This window comes from Bartonella sp. AU16XJBT (assembly GCF_028618665.1).
Lineage (GTDB): Bacteria > Pseudomonadota > Alphaproteobacteria > Rhizobiales > Rhizobiaceae > Bartonella.
The window spans coordinates 20,733-37,260 of the sequence record NZ_JAQITF010000015.1; the positions used below are offsets into that span (position 1 = coordinate 20,733).

Annotated in this window: 12 protein-coding genes and 1 pseudogene; 6 read left to right on the forward strand and 7 right to left on the reverse strand. The window is 38.7% G+C overall.

All coding sequences use genetic code 11. The features are described 5' to 3' along the window. Positions 1 to 1,852 precede the first annotated feature (1,852 nt). Both PVV66_RS07875 and PVV66_RS07880 read left to right on the forward strand, forming a co-directional pair. Positions 1,853 to 2,296 carry a hypothetical protein gene (locus PVV66_RS07875; protein WP_273719189.1) on the forward strand — a complete coding sequence of 148 codons (444 nt, stop codon included), beginning with the start codon at positions 1,853 to 1,855 and terminating at the stop codon, positions 2,294 to 2,296. A 1,698-nt stretch (positions 2,297 to 3,994) separates the two neighbouring features. Next, positions 3,995 to 4,750 carry a DUF4167 domain-containing protein gene (locus PVV66_RS07880; RefSeq protein WP_273719188.1) on the forward strand — a complete coding sequence of 252 codons (756 nt, stop codon included), beginning with the start codon at positions 3,995 to 3,997 and terminating at the stop codon, positions 4,748 to 4,750. A 1,051-nt stretch (positions 4,751 to 5,801) separates the two neighbouring features. Here PVV66_RS07880 and PVV66_RS07885 read toward each other — a convergent pair. From PVV66_RS07885 to PVV66_RS07900, 4 genes are all read right to left on the reverse strand, one after another. Further along, the gene (locus PVV66_RS07885; RefSeq protein WP_273719187.1) at positions 5,802 to 6,248 is read right to left on the reverse strand and encodes a hypothetical protein; all 447 of its coding nucleotides are present in this window, start codon (positions 6,246 to 6,248) and stop codon (positions 5,802 to 5,804) included. Positions 6,249 to 6,294: 46 nt separating this feature from the next. Beyond that, positions 6,295 to 6,660 (reverse strand): hypothetical protein, encoded by a 366-nt coding sequence (locus PVV66_RS07890; protein WP_273719186.1) that lies wholly within the window; start codon positions 6,658 to 6,660, stop codon positions 6,295 to 6,297. Between the two features lie 1,074 nt (positions 6,661 to 7,734). Beyond that, positions 7,735 to 8,748 (reverse strand): sensor histidine kinase, encoded by a 1,014-nt coding sequence (locus PVV66_RS07895; protein ID WP_273719185.1) that lies wholly within the window; start codon positions 8,746 to 8,748, stop codon positions 7,735 to 7,737. A gap of 22 nt (positions 8,749 to 8,770) precedes the next feature. After that, positions 8,771 to 9,565 carry a response regulator gene (locus tag PVV66_RS07900; protein ID WP_273719184.1) on the reverse strand — a complete coding sequence of 265 codons (795 nt, stop codon included), beginning with the start codon at positions 9,563 to 9,565 and terminating at the stop codon, positions 8,771 to 8,773. 167 nt (positions 9,566 to 9,732) lie between these two features. Between PVV66_RS07900 and PVV66_RS07905 the strand changes: the two genes are divergently transcribed. The 4 genes and pseudogenes from PVV66_RS07905 to PVV66_RS07920 all read left to right on the forward strand — a co-directional run. Continuing rightward, positions 9,733 to 9,936 carry a NepR family anti-sigma factor gene (locus PVV66_RS07905; RefSeq protein WP_273719183.1) on the forward strand — a complete coding sequence of 68 codons (204 nt, stop codon included), beginning with the start codon at positions 9,733 to 9,735 and terminating at the stop codon, positions 9,934 to 9,936. A 7-nt stretch (positions 9,937 to 9,943) separates the two neighbouring features. Beyond that, positions 9,944 to 10,498, forward strand: a complete 555-nt coding sequence (locus tag PVV66_RS07910; protein WP_273719182.1) for an RNA polymerase sigma factor — start codon at positions 9,944 to 9,946, stop codon at positions 10,496 to 10,498. A 225-nt stretch (positions 10,499 to 10,723) separates the two neighbouring features. Next, positions 10,724 to 12,148 carry a sensor histidine kinase gene (locus PVV66_RS07915; RefSeq protein WP_273719181.1) on the forward strand — a complete coding sequence of 475 codons (1,425 nt, stop codon included), beginning with the start codon at positions 10,724 to 10,726 and terminating at the stop codon, positions 12,146 to 12,148. Positions 12,149 to 12,225: 77 nt separating this feature from the next. Continuing rightward, positions 12,226 to 12,590, forward strand: a pseudogene (locus PVV66_RS07920) (ATP-binding protein); the annotation flags it as partial. Positions 12,591 to 12,734: 144 nt separating this feature from the next. Here the strand turns inward: PVV66_RS07920 and PVV66_RS07925 are convergent. From PVV66_RS07925 to PVV66_RS07935, 3 genes are all read right to left on the reverse strand, one after another. Continuing rightward, positions 12,735 to 12,932 (reverse strand): hypothetical protein, encoded by a 198-nt coding sequence (locus PVV66_RS07925; RefSeq protein ID WP_273719180.1) that lies wholly within the window; start codon positions 12,930 to 12,932, stop codon positions 12,735 to 12,737. Positions 12,933 to 13,201: 269 nt separating this feature from the next. Then, a complete protein-coding gene (locus tag PVV66_RS07930; RefSeq protein ID WP_273719179.1) occupies positions 13,202 to 13,450 on the reverse strand; it encodes a hypothetical protein in 249 nt (82 codons plus the stop codon). 697 nt (positions 13,451 to 14,147) lie between these two features. Beyond that, complete coding sequence (locus PVV66_RS07935; RefSeq protein ID WP_273719178.1) at positions 14,148 to 16,133, reverse strand: M23 family metallopeptidase; 1,986 nt, start codon at positions 16,131 to 16,133, stop codon at positions 14,148 to 14,150. Positions 16,134 to 16,528 lie beyond the last annotated feature (395 nt).

A 16,528-nucleotide genomic window follows, 5' to 3' on the forward strand; every position in this document is an offset into this window, starting at 1 on the left:
GTTATCTCGTTGTCGGGGCGCTTCTTGAGGGGGAGGCGTGTAAGATTACACGTGAGTGTTCGTGTGTGTTGAATATGAGGGGAAATTTTTTCTGTAGAGCCTCATGTAAATGAGGTTTTTTTACATCATATCATGAACTTTTCGGGGAGATTTGATCCATAACGCTTTATAAAATAACGCTTCTTGATCGATGGTGATAGAGATCTCATGAAGGGGGGAAAGACAAAGGGGGAAAACCAAAAGAATTCTGTGAGCTCATCACGCAAACTGGAGCTAACCCCATGCGAACCATATATTAAGCTCTGTTTGTGGCATAGTGTCCTTTTGTTTTATAACTTGTGATAAGCAATTCGGGGAGCTTAAGGGGATTTTTACCGGCAGTAGAAAAAAACATGATGAGACAGCAGGTATCCTTATTTCAGAATGTCTCATGCTTTTGATGATAAAGGCACGCGAAACTCTGTCACGCCTTCCTTTCATATTTGCGCGCTCAGAATTGTTATTTTTTTGATCTTTATGGAGAGGAGACAAGGGGATTGGATATAAAAGATCGGATACAAGCAAGGGACACAAGGGGGAGGGACACAAGGGGGAGTGCGACACAAAGAAAAGGCATAAAGGAGAGGCATAAGGGAAGAGATTGATATAAATATTTGGATCGGCAAAGCCAATGATGTTATTATGTGTTATTCCTTGTGTTATGGTCGTTGTTTTACAGCGTTTTTGATAAAAATTCGCAACGTCCTTTCAATCTATTATGCCCTTCGATCCATTCATGTTTGTGGGCCTTATTGTTTTTTTAAGAGAGCGCATGGCTTTTTCTGTTGCTTGTCAATCAATATCAAATCCAAATGCTGCAGCATATTTGAGAGAGATTAAGACGAATAAGAGCCCTACGATTAAGACGGGAGTAACTGTACCCGTGATACCAGCTTTTGTATGCTAGATGGAGCTTTCTGTTTGAGGTTATTTCTAAAATCGGGAGATGATTTGATTGAGAATGTAAAGGCGTACAATTATCTGTTTTGCCAACACCTTTTTGCTTTACGACTTTTAGAACGATCCATATTATTTTTTAATAATGAAGGTCATGTCCTATACTTTTGTTTTTCGTGTCTCTTTTGGGGGATCATGTCTTTCTCGCAAAACCGAACGCCCTCAATATATTTGTCCTGCTTTCAATGTTTGCGACAAGCTCTAAAAGAGCCATCCTCCTCTCAAGCTCATTGCGCGATGGTGATCGTGAATGGTATAAGATCCTCATGAACTATATAAAATGGATAGGGTACTTTTTCTTCTTTACGTTTTATAAAAGAGCGTTCTGGCGCTTTCATCCACTTTTCCAGCCCACAATGTTTGCGACAAGCGCTTAGAACTTGAGACGATCAGAGGCATGATTTTCTTGTACAATTTTAATACACATGGCTCATCCGCTTGTAACGTGCAAACAAGTGGTTTTGATCGATGTACCAGGGAAATAGGTTTGGACATGAGAGAATCTTACGCTATTCGGGTTTCTCATTCAATATGCAAAATAATAAAATATTCTTTATAAATCAATGGAATAGCTTTTGATAAAGACGAATTTTTTATAGATTGGGATGGAGGAAGAATCTTTGTCTTTTAAGGTAGTGGAAAAAATTATAATCTCTGTTTTTTCATAAAGGGGGAAGCTTTTTCACAAGAATTTTATACGATAAAAAAGCAGTAAAAATATTAACAGTACAGAGAAAAAAGAGTCTTTAAGAGTATTGATCGTTTGCTGTTATACCCTGTATTGTGTAAAAAGATACTTTTATCATTTTTTGCTGTAAAAAGCTTCTCTTGGGATGTTTAAAGGGTTATAGTCTTTATGGAAAAAAGAATCCGCGCAAGACAAAAGGCTTATTTCAAAAGATTATATCGCAAAATTGCTTTTGTTTGCGTGATACTTTTTTGTATCGTGATTTTGTGTTTTGTTTTTGCAAAGGCGGTCGGTTATTTTTCTTCTGATAAAAAAATAACACAACAAGCGCCTGTTGAATTGGCGATTCCTGTCTTTGATCTGCGCGTGTATTGCAAGGAAATTTCTGCTACCGTGATGCCCGATATGAAAAGAGAAGTTTATCAGCATTGCCTTAATTTGGAAAGTGAGGCCTATTTTGCTATTCGTGAAATGTGGGATAAGCTTTCTGATACTGCAAAAAAACAATGTTTGACGATGGTACGACCGGGGGATGGAAATTATTTTCTCTTACGGGATTGTTTTCTCAATAAAAAGGAAAGTGAAAAAGGCAAAAAACGCAATTACTTTTAAGGTGTTATACGGAAATTTAAAAGAATGCGAATTTCGATGAAAAGATAAAAAACGCCTCATAGCTCTCTGACTCTATACCAATAGAATGTCTTTATTTTGTATGAAGCTTGTCATTTAAGGTATGTCGTATAAGGGCATGGATGTTTCTTTGAAGTGTTTGAGGGGGCATGGGGAGAGGTTTCCAGGAGAACTTGTTGAGCTTTTCGTGTAAGGGAAATCACATGCGTGGGAAGCCGATTTTGCGAAGATGCTTTGTGAATGGGGAAAGCGCCCATGAAGTAGATAAAATTTATAGAGCACTCTCATCTTTTATGTTTCATAAAAGTGCAAGCTGGCATTCTCATACAGTGAGGCTGTTACGGACAGCCTTTGCTTGGCCTTTGAAACGACCCATAAGAGGCATTTTTAGTCTTTTCTTTATCCGTTTTTACTCTGCGCAGGTTTTCTTTGTGTGCAACGTGCAAGTCAATGATTTGATTGATCCAACAAGAAACAGATTGAAGATGAAAAAATCCTACGGTATGAAGATTTTTTACTCAACACAAAAAAGATGAACGCTCTTTATAAATTAATTTGTTGTACGAATTTGAAAAAAGTTTGATTGTTGACAGACCAATGTGGATAAAAAATCCTCGTCCTTTGAGAGTCGTAATTCAATAGATATGACAAAACTGAGTAAAAAAATATTTCTTTATTTGAGAGGGTATAAACTGCAAGGCATGCTTCATGCATAAAACGCCCTATTGGGTTCTCAAATGAGCTTGTTTTATATCCTTCAGTTTTCTTTATAAGACAAGGATAAGAGAGGAAATACATTATGCCATTCTTATTGATAAACTTTGATGGGGTAATTTTTTAAGAAGAATCTGATTTTTAAGAAAGTGTAACATGTTGGTCGTTTTTGTTTAATAATTTTGATATTTTTTGTATTTAACCATTTGGCTTTTAGGTTTAATTTGTTATCAATGAAGGGGGAGTGGATTCACTTAAAAATCCATGGGGTTAAAATAGAAATTGATAGGATCGTTGGCATGTTAGAGAAAGAAGAGTGGTCTCTTGGTGTTTATAGGGCTTGAATAATACTTCGTATTCATCTATCTATAAGGGCTAAGAGATTTTGTGAAGCGATTGTGAATTATCGCTCGCAAGGGGTTGCTTTAGCGGTGAAGAGAGGCTATATTCATAAAATAAAGAGGTACGCGCAGTGACTCGTTAGGGCGGAAGTACTTATGGGTTTGGGGCACGAGGGGGAAGAATATCGGCGTTTTTAGGAGCGGTGGTTTTAGAGCAAAAGGTGATTTTAAGACAGGAAAAGAGAAGATTCTCATGTTTTTGGCGGGAGTTTTTTCTTTATCAAGTATGTTTTATATGTGTTCCCTTTTTGTTTTCCACAAGGTAATTATTTTTTTAGTGAAATATGGTTTATTTTAAAAAAAACACTTGGCATTTTATGTGAACATCACTAGGTTTCTGCTTGTTGACAGAAAAATGGGGAATTTTTGATTTGCAATTTCCCTGCTGTTTTGTGATTTTCAAGAAAATATATGATTTTATCAATATCAGTAGGGTTCGTTTGAGTGAAATAAAACGCGGATAGCTTGATAACCGTATGTTAAACATGATCAGCATTATCAAAAAAATAATGCAATGAAAATGAAGAAGAGTCAATTAAGACACACACTCCAAAAAGGGATAAAGATGAGGCCACAACAAAATAGACGGGTACGCGGTCGCAATAATAACAATAATGGTAATAACAATAATAATCGTCGCGGTCCTAACCCGTTGTCTCGCAATTATGAAAGTAGCGGTCCGGATGTTAAAATTCGCGGAAATGCTCAGCAAATTGCCGATAAATACATCAGTCTTGCGCGTGATGCACAAGGTGCTGGTGATCGCGTGATGTCGGAGAATTATTTACAACATGCCGAGCACTATTTGCGTATTATTTTAGCAGCAGCTGGGCAAATGGCTCAATCGGCGCGACGTGATGAAAATCGTGATGACGAAAATCGTGATGAAAACAACGGGCAAGAATGCGGTGAAATAAATTCTGAAGGTCAAAAAAGAGATGCTATCGAGTGTGATACAGATGTATTACAGACACAGTCGCAAAAAAATGGTCATGCTCCATATGCCAAAGCACAAAATGGGGATGCGCGTGAAAATGCTGTCGAGGCTCTAGCGGATGAAAAAACGGATCAGGAGAACTGTCGCTCTGAGGAAAATGTTGAACCGGTTAAGAAAACGCGTCGTTCTCCGCGTCGGCGTACTGTACGGGCTAAAGACGAGTCAGCCCCTGAGCTTTCACTGACAACAGCAGAAAGCTCTCAAAATGGGGATGCGTCAACATCAAAAGAGGAGGTTTCTTCTTTGCCTGGATTAAGTGAGGGAATACAGAGAAAAACGCGTCGCCGCCGTGTGGTCAATCTTGAAGCAGAGGAAAATGTTTAAACGCCTCAAGAATGCTGTATAAGTGCTTGTGGAGTTGTTGGTGTAATGATGAATTTATAGGTACGGGGCTTCTTGCGCTTTCCTTGAATTTTCATTCTTCGCGCTGTCATGGCAACATTGCAAATAGGGGGCGACAGAGAAGCTTATCTCTTGGTGTGCAAGTAGATTGAAGGGATATAGAGAAAATCCACGTTCGTGTATTTTAAGAGGTCGTTCTTTTATAAAGAAACGATTGCTTTGTTTATTCGCACTTGTGTTTAATATCTCTCAATGGACTCCACCCCATTTTGCTACGGCAGTGCTGTAGTGTGAAATCCATCGGCCATCTCTGCTTAATAAACTGTCTTTGCTTAATAAAAGGTGCAGGCTGGGCATTATTGCTCTCATTATCAATGTTGCAACAGCTTTTCCTTTGGCTCTTGAAATCAGTTCGTAAGAGGTATTTTATTCATACGCTTCTTTGCTGGGATTGTTTGAGGAAATGATTTTGATGAATTTCATCATGAATAGAGTTGAAATGAGAAAATCTTACGGTATTTGAAGCACTCGTTTGGCATGCAAATGAATAATCATTATAAATTAATAGGCTTAATTTTTGTACTCAAGAAGGTGTATTTCTCATCCTTTCATTTGAGTTTTTATAGGTAATATCCGTTTTTTTAAGAATGGGAATGCCTTGACTGAAAGATTGCCTCTTTATCTCGAAGAGGTGAGGGGAGAGGGAGAAAAATACTGTCGCACAAGTGGTCTCATCTTTAAGCTGAGAAAAATGTTTAAATACCTCAAGAGTGCTGTATAAGTGTTTGTGGTGCTGTTGGTGTAATGGTGAATTTATAGGTACGGTTTCTTGCGTTTTCCTTGAATTTTCATTCTTCGCGTTGTCATGGCAACATTGCAAATAGGAGGCGACAGAGAAGCTTATCTCTTGGCGTGCAAGTAGATTGAGGAGATATAGAGAAAAAATCCACTGTCGTAAAAGTGGTCCCATCTTTAAGCTGAGGAAAATTTTTAAGATTCAAAAATGTTGTGTAAACCGGTGATGTTGGTTTGCTTAATGAGGCATTGTTGTTGATATTTCTTCTGTTGTCTCAATAGAAAGAACGGCAATCAGTTCACCGGTATGATAGTTGTAAATCATAAGTTTTGTTTGGCCATCAGGGGTTAAAATCTTGAGGCTAATATTGTGTTCTGAGAGGCTTTGCGACAAAACTTGTGTTTTTTTCGGTAGGGAGAGCGTGTGGTGAATAACGTGTGTATTTTTGCTATGGGAGGAAGAGAGCTCTGTTTGTTTTGGCGCAGATCCCGTTGTAACTTTATAAACGATTAAAAACAGGACGATCAGAATAAGGAAGAGCGTTATTAAAACGGAAATAATCATTAAACCCATCAGTTTTTTTCTCACCCGTTCTACAGCAGGATCTAGGGGGGGGAGATCTTGGGGCAGAGGATTTTGCTCTGTGTGATGGTCTTTTGAAGGTTGCATTGGTTTATTATCCATCAGGTCTTCTGTTGATTATTTTTTCAGATCTGATGGGTTTATGCTTTTAGAGTTTTTTGTGCAAGAGGTTTGTGGAAGAAGAACGCAGAAGAGGCAGTGAAGTTGGTAAAATGTCTTCTTTGTGGACTGTCGATATCTTGTCATTAACATTTTGGCTTTTAAGCAGGAAATTTCCGTGGTTTGTTACAGACCAGATCAATTTTACTTTTTGTTGATGTAAATTGGGGTGGACACTTATGCATTGGGCAAAAATTTGTTGTCCATAAAATGCAGATTTTTTTATGGATGGCACCATGGCTTGTTCACATGCTTGAGCCGTTGAGTAGATTTTAGCCATTCTATTGTTTGAATAGCAACTGTTAAAATCATCTGTACATGAAACCAATAAGAGAATAAAAATAAGGGGATTCATAAAATATTTTCCAAATGAACAGTTGACAGCGTGGACTCCAATTTATCAGCTTATAGCTTCTTCATTGTTAAACGTTTTTAAAGTTTTTTTGTTCCAAGGGGTTCCAAGGGGTTCCAAGGGGTTCCAAGGGGTTCCAAGGGGTTCCAAGGGGTTCCAAGGGGTTCCAAGGGGTTCCAAGGGGTTCCAAGGGGTTCCAAGGGGTTCCAAGGGGTTCCAAGGGGTTCCAAGGGGTTCCAAGGGGTTCCAAGGGGTTCCAAGGGGTTCCAAGCCCAAAGCAAGGATCTTCTATATTGAATCAATCAAAATCATTGGCGCGCACGTCATAAAAGCCAAGTTTGGGAGGAAAACTGGTGGGCGGAAAATATTAAAAAAACACTAAAAATATCTCTTGTAAATGCTCTTTGATGTCAAAGGTTTCTTGTATCGCGGGATAATGATGCGCATCTGATACTTTTATGGAGTAAACAAGGGACATGAAGGTCAAGAGGGGCGTGCTTAATGGCTTATTGGGGGGAAGTACTCTATTTACAGGCGTTGCTTTGAAATGAGCTTGGAGGCTATTGAGAAATATTAAAAAGTGCGTGAAGAAAAAAGTATCTTCTGTTTTGGATGTTCTCTTTTGTGTGAAGAGGATGATCCAGAACGCGATAAATAAACGTGTAATTTCCATGAGTTCATTGTCATTGTCGTGGATGCTTTAAGCTCCGTAAAGTTGAAGAGTGACGATAGATGTTGGCTATAACTCTTGAAATTTCATCTTCTTCCAAAATGAAAATATATGCGCATTGCGAAAATTACACAAAAAGAGTGGGGGAATAGGCACGCTTTGATTTGGTCTATAAAAGCTTAAGGCGGCTTGCTCTTCATCGTTTGGTTTTTTGTCTTATAAATAGGCCGTTATAGGAGGGATAGAAGTTGATTGACAGCGGGAAGGGGGTCTTTGACTGGAGCAAAGTTTTCATTGTTAAGGTTTTTGCGAGGTTGGAAAATATCTTCTCTGTGCTTAACAAAAACAGTGCTGAATAGGTTGGAAATTTTTCTGAAGAGAGGAAGTTTATGGTTTGAAAGGTTTTTTCAAGAAAAAATATCAAAATAAGTATCAGGAACAGAAAGGCAATAAACAATTCCTTCTTTTGTCAATTTGAAGGAAGCTGAACCATTGACAGAAATGGGAACAATTTTTTCGAGAACAGCACTGCCAAAACAGGCTTTTTTATTGTTTGTGGGAGGAACGCCTGATTCAAAGTGTTCATTCCAAGTGATGAGAAGTTGTGTTTTGCCATTCAGTTTTGTTTCGATTTCACAGCGTACACAAACACTACCCTTTTCTTGGGAAAGGGCTCCAAAAGAAAGAGAATTGATAATCAGTTCATGAAAAGCCAAACCAATATGCAAAGCGGCATTGGGAAAAAGATAAGGATCAACGCCCTCAAGTGAAAAACGTTCTGTTTCTTTCATTAAATAGCCTAAAGCTTGCGTTTGGACCAATTCACGAAATTGGGCGCCACGCCAATCGGAATCGGTGATCAGATCTTGAGAATGAGAAAGAGAATGAAGACGACCTTGAAATTTGCGTAAGAAAACCTGAAGTGTTTCCGTATAGCGGGCCGTCTGGCTGGCAATACTTTGTATGATGGCTAGAAGATTTTTAGAACGGTGGCTTACTTCTCGTAGGAGGATTTTAAGCACTTGTTCACGGCGGCGTAAGCCGGAAATATTAACACCGGTGGTGATAATACCGATAATGTCTCCATTGTCATTGCGGTGGCAATCAATAGAAAATTTGTACCAAATCTCTTGTTTGCTTGTATCTTCAAAACGTGCCTCAACAGTTTGCATTTTGCCACTGGCTAAAACCTGCAATTTAATGGTTTCCATATTGTCTGCAAGGTCAAACGAAAAAAAATCGCTGTCACGACACCCAACCCGCCATTTATGGTGCAAATGGTGCGGTAAGTTTTCAGCCCATAAATAAACAAGATTTGTTGCCTGATAGAGAACACAAATATCAGCACCACGAATCGCTTGCATGAGCGCACTCATATGAGATCTGTCCATAGGAGGCTTTGAAAGAGGCGTAACAATCATAATTGAAGAGGTTTACTTTGTTTCAAGCCGCTTTAGAAGCATTCTCTTGAAAAAATAAAGCTTGAGAAATAAGCGCTTTCACCATATCAGGGTTAAAAGGTTTGGTCACTAAAAAAGTCGGTTCTGGACGCTCGCCGGTGAGTAACCTTTCGGGAAAAGCCGTGATGAAAATCACCGGTATACGATCATTTTTCAAAATCTCATTGACCGCATCAATACCTGAACTATTATCGGCTAACTGAATATCCGCTAAAATCAACCGTGGCTTTTTCTTATGATACATGATGACAGCTTCATCACGCGTGCGCGCTATGCCGACAACATGATGACCTAGGCTTTCGACCATTTGCTCAATATCAAGCGCAATAAGAGGCTCATCTTCAATAATCATCACTTCTGTTGCAATTTGCTGAGAAATATCAACGGATGCTTGGTTGAGAAGCTTGCGAAATTCCTTCGTCTCTAGATCCATGATTTCGCTGGCTTCTTGTTCATTAAATCCTTCAACGGCAATGAGCAAAAATGCTTGGCGTGCACGAGGCGTGAGATAGGATAATTTGGCACTGGTTTTTTGTTCAAGTCCAAATTGTGGCAGGGGTTCAGGGATATTCGGGGTGGTTTGGTCAAAAAGATGGCAAAAAAGCCAATAGGTACCAATTCGGTCACTGGATGCTTCGGGAAAAATGGAAATGTCGGCAATGAGCGCTTCCAACATCGCTGATACATAAGCATCGCCAGAGGATTGGCTCCCCGTGACAGAGCGGGCAAAACGCCGAAGATAGGGAAGATGCGGGGCAATGCGCGTTGATAATGACATAATTTATAACTCCTTTGACCTTTCAAGCATTTTGTTGGTTGAAATTCTCAACAGATAAAAAAGTTCCTTGATTTGTATGGAACTTTTCCCCGAGAGTTATATTTACAACCATAAGGCGAAAATTCTTCGCGGTGCTATTTGTATTATATGGATTAGGGGGATGAAAAATGAACGACCGTGATGAAAAAAATCTCACCACACAATTTAAAGTTGGAGATGATCTTCTCGGGGCTAACAGTGAAATAGCACGGAAATTACGCCAATTTTACATGGAAATTCAAGAAGAAGCGCTGCCACGGCGTTTGCTCGAGCTTTTAGAGAAGTTGGAGCGTGTAGAGCAATTTGGCTTAAACAATGTGGAAAAGGTTTGAATCCTTTATGTCAAATTGTGCGAAAAACTTTAAACAAGAACTCCTTTTGGTGTTGCCGGCTTTACGCGCTTTTGCTGTTTCTTTAAGTGGCAAGCATGATAAAGCCGAAGATTTGGTCCAAGATACGGTTATGAAAGCATGGGCTAAGCAAGACAGTTTTGAAATGGGAACCAATCTCAAAGCTTGGCTTTTTACGATTTTGCGCAATGAATTTTATAGTCAAATGCGCAAAAAGGGTAGGGAAGTTCAAGATACCGACGGCGTATTTACCCAAAATGTTGCGGTTCATCCTGCTCAATATGGAACGCTTGATTTGCAAGATTTTAAAAAAGCCTTAAATCTGCTTTCAGCCGATCAAAGAGAAGCCATTATTCTCATTGGAGCATCGGGGTTTTCTTATGAAGATGCTGCGGCTATTTGTGGCTGTGCTGTTGGAACCATTAAAAGCCGTGTGAGCAGGGCGCGTCATCGATTACAGAAACTTCTTAATGTCGATGGTGAATCCGATTATGGTCCTGATTCTTATTCAGCTGGAAGTACATTGTGTTCATTTAACGGCTAAAAAAGCATAATAATTATGATGGATAGCCTTGTTTTTTTTATTCCCGTTATAGCTATTACAGTAAAGTCAGTATCTGAGGAAATTCAGAATGTTTGGCGTGTATCTCTTCGGAACACAAGCAAAGTCTATATGAAACGCGCTCATGGGCTTTTGGTGTTTGTTCCATAAGGTTGCCTTCCTTTGTACTGAAAAATGACGACTTTCAAGTTCGCCAATGGAAATTCTATGACAACAAAGACAAATTTGCTGCCTCAAATGCCTTCTTCTGATGTAACAATATCACGCTGGAGATGGGCTGCGATTGTTGTTTCTCTTGTTATGGCTCTTTTAGCTTCGATTTTTATTATGTTGCTTTCAAATGCCGTTGATCGAGAAGTTGCTCAGTTAAATACGAGTTCAGAATTACGTGAACAGGCTGATTTAGTCCTTATTAGCCTGATTGATATGGCTGTTGCTGATCGCAGCTATGCAAAAACCAGAAAGCCAGAAGATAAAGCACATTTTGAAAATGCGGCACGAGAACTCGAGGATATTCTCGATTATACGGAGCTTATTGTTTATGCTCATCCGCAATGGGATGAGTGGTTTACGGCTTTTAAAAAGGAAGTCGAAGCACGAAAAGCATTTATGAATGCTCATATGCAAGCTCTTGATACACTTCCTGATCAATCTTCTCAACCTTTCGCGTCTCTGGAAGTCTCAAGGATTCCCGTAGCACGTTTAGCCCAATTAATGACAAGTTTTATTAATGGCGATGATGTGGTGCGACAAAAACAGCGTGAGGGCATCGCATTGATGCGGGCTGCTTTAACATTGGCGGCTATTGTTTCTGTTGTGAGTACTTTTATTTCTGCCTATTTTGTTATTAATCGTTTTCATCGTGATGTGCGCTCTTTAAAATTGTATCAATTGCTGCTTCATAGCGAAAATATCGCTCTAGAAGCCCGTGTGAAAGAACGAACTCAAGAATTAGAAAGGGCACGCAATCACGCCGAAAAAGAGCGCCAACGGGTTGAAATATTGTTGCAGGATGCAAGTCATCGCATTGGCAACTCCCTTGGGACAGTGTCTTCTTTGCTGGGGCTTCAATTAAGTCGGAGTAAAAATGAAGAGGTGCGTTCTGTGCTTGGGGCCGCACGGGATCGTATTCAGACAATTTCCACAGCACACCGTCGTTTGCGCTTGAGTGATGATATGGAAACGACTTTCTTGGCAGATTTTCTCAGTTCTGTTGTGCATGATGTCGAATTAGCGGTCCCTTTTGAATTGCGTGAAAACATTACCATTCATACGAACTTTAAAGATTGTCGCCTGTCTTCAAGAGATGCCACAACCCTTGGAATTATCCTTGGTGAATTGTTGACCAATTCCTTAAAACATGCCTTTCCTGATCAACGAGAGGGGCATATTTATATCTCCTTTGGTCCTGAGCCAAATGGACAATTGATGCTCATTGTCGAAGATGATGGTGTGGGCATGAAAAGCCAAACTTCAGAACAAAAGACGGGACTTGGTCGTGTGGTTGTGGAACAGCTTTGTATGCAATTTGGTGAAAAACCTCTTTTTGAAACATCTTCTTTAGGAGGGACAAAGATCGTCATTCCTTTACCAAAACTCAACACGAAGAATTCAAAAAAAATCTCTGACTGATTTTTAAAAGCATAAATTTTTTCTGTTTATTTGTTTTCAAGAGAAGAAAATAAAATAATATGACTCCGCGAAACCATCACCATTCATATAAAAGTTGCTTGTCTTCAAGAGATGCCACAACCCTTGGAATTATCCTTGGTAAATTTCTGACCAATTCCTTAAAACATGCTTTTCCTGATCATCGTGTCCCTCAAATTTATATTTCCTTTGGTCTTAAGCCAAATGGATAATTGATGCTCATTGTTGAAGATGATGGCGTGGGGATGAAGAGCCAAACTTCAGCACAAAAGACGGGACTTGGTCCGCGTGGGGGTAGAACAGCTTTCATATGCAATTGGGTGGAAAATCTCTTTTTGAAACGCCTTCTTTAGGAGGAAAAAAAATTGTCATTCCTTTGCCAAAACTCAACATAGGCAGTGAAAAGAATACACCGCTCTCATAAAGCTCTCTTTGAGAGTTCCTTTTGGTTTGTTGAGGTTAAAAAGAAAAAATGCCTTTATAAATCACTATAACTCTCAAAGAATTCTTTATCACTCCCTATGAGACCAAGATCTCTGAACAAAGTTGGTTCTCCGTCATTTTCACACTAAGCTTCAACATGGATATTTTTCCCCTCTACTTTGATGGGGTAATAGTCTCCTCTAAAGAGTGCTCCTGCTGTATAGACTGGAATGTTTCCAAAGACTTTATTATCTTGTGCGTGGCGATAGGATCGATGATGCACGTGTCCAACAAAGATTGCTTTGACATTATGGGAGGGAATGATGGATTTAAATACCGACAAGATCTTTGGAGTTTTTTGAGTCTAGGAAATGTGAATTTTCTTCAGTGAAAGCTGGGCGAGTATCGTAACTTTCCATCTTGTATCAGCAGCAGCTAAATCTTTTTTTAGCCAATCCAAAGATTTCTTAATGTTCACTGAAGTTGTGCGTTCTTTTAAACGCACTTCATAAGTTGGATAATTGTGAAGTTATACGTAGTGAATATCTCCATGATCTCGTGAATAACTCAAACTTCTTATCTATCAGATAAAGACCGTTAAAAAAGGATTTCTCAGTGAGATCTTGAGAAAAATTCGAGAGGATTTTCTTGTATTTCTGCTATCAATCTTTCAACAGCGCTTATTACACAGGCAGTGCGGGGAAAATTGAACGCTTTAGGAATCCTACAATTACCAACATTATTAGCATAATCATGATTGTCGCGTCCTTCATAAACAGGAGCACCTAGGTTTTTATAGATGTTGGCATCGTTGTCATATGTTTCTCTTCGACCGTATTCTGTTAAGTCACCATTCCCCATGAAAAAGTCTGCTTTGTGTGATTTGAGTGCCTATGCAATTTTTTTATTTTCTCTGATCCACTTATCTCTGTTTTTTGTCGCGTTAGGATCCCCATAGTTCAAGCGCCATGGTTGTGGATAGGCTATAATGATAACAGTATAGCCTTTGCTAGACTGAGATTGCTTTTGAGATTGCTTATTGCTTTTGAATCATTACTTTCTTGAGGTGGCTGTATTTTGGAAGCGTTATCATTGTTACTTGAAAGAAGTTTTAAGAGCTGAAAAAAAATCGAGTCAATTGAAGGAAGATAAGTTTTATATCAATGATATCTAATAAATTATCTCTTCATTCAATATTTTGTAATTTGTAGCTTTATTTTATCTAACTATTATTTATTTGTTTTTTATAGAAAAATTTAAACTTTGTTATTAATCGTGAGCTTTTAAAATATAGAGAATAATGCAGTTTTTAGTTTCTTGATAGAATATATTATAAGAGAAGAGTCACCTTTATATTTCACCTGTACGTCTTGATAAGGGGATAGAGGCTATGATTATTTTTGAGCATTGTTTTATTTTTTGCGTATTCTTAGACGATAAAATATTCTTAAGTGTGGAAATGCCTTTGAGGTCGTTTAAACTCTAGGATATTTTTTAGAAACATTAAGCGCTGATAAGCTTTTGTGAGGAATACAATTGTGCAGGGTGTTTTCATGCTTTAAGTTTCTTCAGAGGGTGTTATCGGACTTTTGATTAAGGAATCAATATTGTTTTTTTCTTGTAGGAATATTTGCAGGTCTTGATTGGTTAAGGCTTTGCTGTCGGGTATACGGATGCGCATGGGATCAACTTTGATGCCATTAACAATGATTTCAAAATGACAATGGGGACCGGTTGCCATTCCTGTTGAGCCAATATAGCCGATGACTTGTCCCTGACGTACTTTCACGCCTGGTTTGATGTCTGGTGCATAACGGCTTTGATGCGAATAACTGCTGACATATCCATTGGCATGTTGAATTTCTGTATGATTTCCGTAGCCGCCTGTTACGCCTACTTTTGTCACAATACCATCTCCTATAGCAATAATGGGAGATCCTTTAGGCGCTACCCAATCAACCCCTGTATGCATGCGCACATAGCCTAAAATAGGATGTTTGCGTGGACCAAAGGGTGAGCCAAAAATGCCATTTGGTGTAGGTTTGCGTAGCAAGAAAGGCTTTGAACTCTTCCCTTCAGAATCATAATAATCAACGCTTCCGTCTTTTAATTGATAACGGTAATATTTGTAAGTTGTATTGCCAAAAGTTGCACTAATATAACGAATTTCTGGATCAGTGCTTTGAGACGATTCTTTTGCTTTTAGGTTCTTTTTGCCATTTTGGGTTTCTTTATCGCTTTGCGGTACGGCATAAAATATTTCGATCTGATCATTGGGGGTTATTCGGCTTTTCATATCAATATTGGTGGACAGCAGACGAATAAGACGATGAGAAAGCGATTGCGATATATTATGACTCAGCAAAGCACTATAGAGTGCATCATAAGCTGTTGGTAATTGCGCGCTATTAATATAAGAATGTGGAATACCATTTTGAAAAGCCGTTTTAAGTGCTCTAGACATTTTAGGCTCTGTGCTTTCAATGAATTGGCCTTTATCATTTAGGGCAATGGTGAGAACATGATACATCCCTTGATAAATACTTGCGCGTACGAGATGGTCTTCTTCTCCAGCTTGTGTCACGATACCAATGCGTAAAAGACTTCCCTCTTTAAGGGTATCGGAAAGGTTAAACTTTTCTAGAGTGCTTACAACTTGTTCAACTTGATTCTTTGTGTAACTGGTTTTTTTTAAAGCATCAGCGATCTTTTGTCTTTTACGAATAGGAATAATATCTTCAACATAATTTTTTGCCAGATCGATACGGTGATTTTGAGGGGAAACGGTTACATTTTCTTGAACGATTCGGACTTCGGGGGATTCTGTTCCTTGGGAATCAGAAGATACATCTTCTAATTTTAAAGGATCAATGAGTGTGAGAACTGAAAGGAATTCGGTACTTTTTTCTAAAGTAAATCCAGCTTTTTGTACCTCTTGTTGTGCTTCTTCATCGGTTAGTGTATCGGTGTCCTCAAAATCGAATTGACTGACTTTAAAATCATAGCTGCGTAAGGTGAGTTTTGTTTCGATTTTTGCACCGTAAATCTGCCCAGAATCATGTAGTTTGATGCTTTGATTTTTCGAATCACTGGCAAGAATGCTTAAAGAATCAAATTTTGGATAATTATATTGCTGGGGACGCTTTTCGGCTAACGCCATGCGAATCCATTCAAAATGTTGTGTTTGAATGACTTTTTCATCCCCCTTTTTTTGCAGAATTGATAGTTCAAATTGGCGTTTACTATCGAAGCTTTGCCGTGCATGCGTGGGTGCAATACGATCCCCTTTATACCCATTGGCTTCAGGGTCTTGTGCTTGTGAGAGATTTTCTTGTGTAAACCATTGTGGCGGTGTTACCAATCGCTGTTGTTCATCAAGAGCTGTAAAAAGTGCAATCCCCATAAGAATGCAGGAAGTGATTCCTGTCAGCACCGTTCCTGTAAGCCAACGCGCCGAGACTTGTCGGCGCTCAGGTCGCAAGCGTTTAACGACAAGAGCAGGATCCTGTCCGGGATCGTTTTTTTGTTGTTCATTATCCCACATAGATTTTAAGCATACTTTTCAATATTAAATGAGGAAAGCTAACATAGCTTAGCACGTTTCTACAAGAATTTGATTTACAGATTACAGATCATGCAAATTCTTTTTATACCGCAATGCCCCATAATTCCTATATCGAGAAATTCCTTTAAACCAATATTTAAAATAGCGTAAAACAAAGACTATAATGATTAACCCCTTCAAAGGTATTTGCTGTTTTTATGCATTGTAATGGAGCGTTATACTTTCTTTAAAGTTGTCTTGTTTCTTTATAATGTTTTGAGCTTTCAAGTTTAAAATTTGTTTATTTTTAGTGTAATAGATTAGAATACAACCTGTTGTATTGCTATTTTATTTTTGAAAAAAAGTCAAAAATGATATTGACTCTTTTGTTGAAA

Bases quoted from the DNA above. Each gene is read 5' to 3' on its own strand.
- PVV66_RS07875 (WP_273719189.1), top strand. From the start codon at position 1,853: ATGGAAAAAAGAATCCGCGCAAGACAAAAGGCTTATTTCAAAAGATTA.
- PVV66_RS07880 (WP_273719188.1), top strand. From the start codon at position 3,995: ATGAGGCCACAACAAAATAGACGGGTACGCGGTCGCAATAATAACAAT.
- PVV66_RS07885 (WP_273719187.1), bottom strand. From the start codon at position 6,248: ATGGATAATAAACCAATGCAACCTTCAAAAGACCATCACACAGAGCAA.
- PVV66_RS07890 (WP_273719186.1), bottom strand. From the start codon at position 6,660: ATGAATCCCCTTATTTTTATTCTCTTATTGGTTTCATGTACAGATGAT.
- PVV66_RS07895 (WP_273719185.1), bottom strand. From the start codon at position 8,748: ATGATTGTTACGCCTCTTTCAAAGCCTCCTATGGACAGATCTCATATG.
- PVV66_RS07900 (WP_273719184.1), bottom strand. From the start codon at position 9,565: ATGTCATTATCAACGCGCATTGCCCCGCATCTTCCCTATCTTCGGCGT.
- PVV66_RS07905 (WP_273719183.1), top strand. From the start codon at position 9,733: ATGAACGACCGTGATGAAAAAAATCTCACCACACAATTTAAAGTTGGA.
- PVV66_RS07910 (WP_273719182.1), top strand. From the start codon at position 9,944: ATGTCAAATTGTGCGAAAAACTTTAAACAAGAACTCCTTTTGGTGTTG.
- PVV66_RS07915 (WP_273719181.1), top strand. From the start codon at position 10,724: ATGACAACAAAGACAAATTTGCTGCCTCAAATGCCTTCTTCTGATGTA.
- PVV66_RS07930 (WP_273719179.1), bottom strand. From the start codon at position 13,450: ATGGGGAATGGTGACTTAACAGAATACGGTCGAAGAGAAACATATGAC.
- PVV66_RS07935 (WP_273719178.1), bottom strand. From the start codon at position 16,133: ATGTGGGATAATGAACAACAAAAAAACGATCCCGGACAGGATCCTGCT.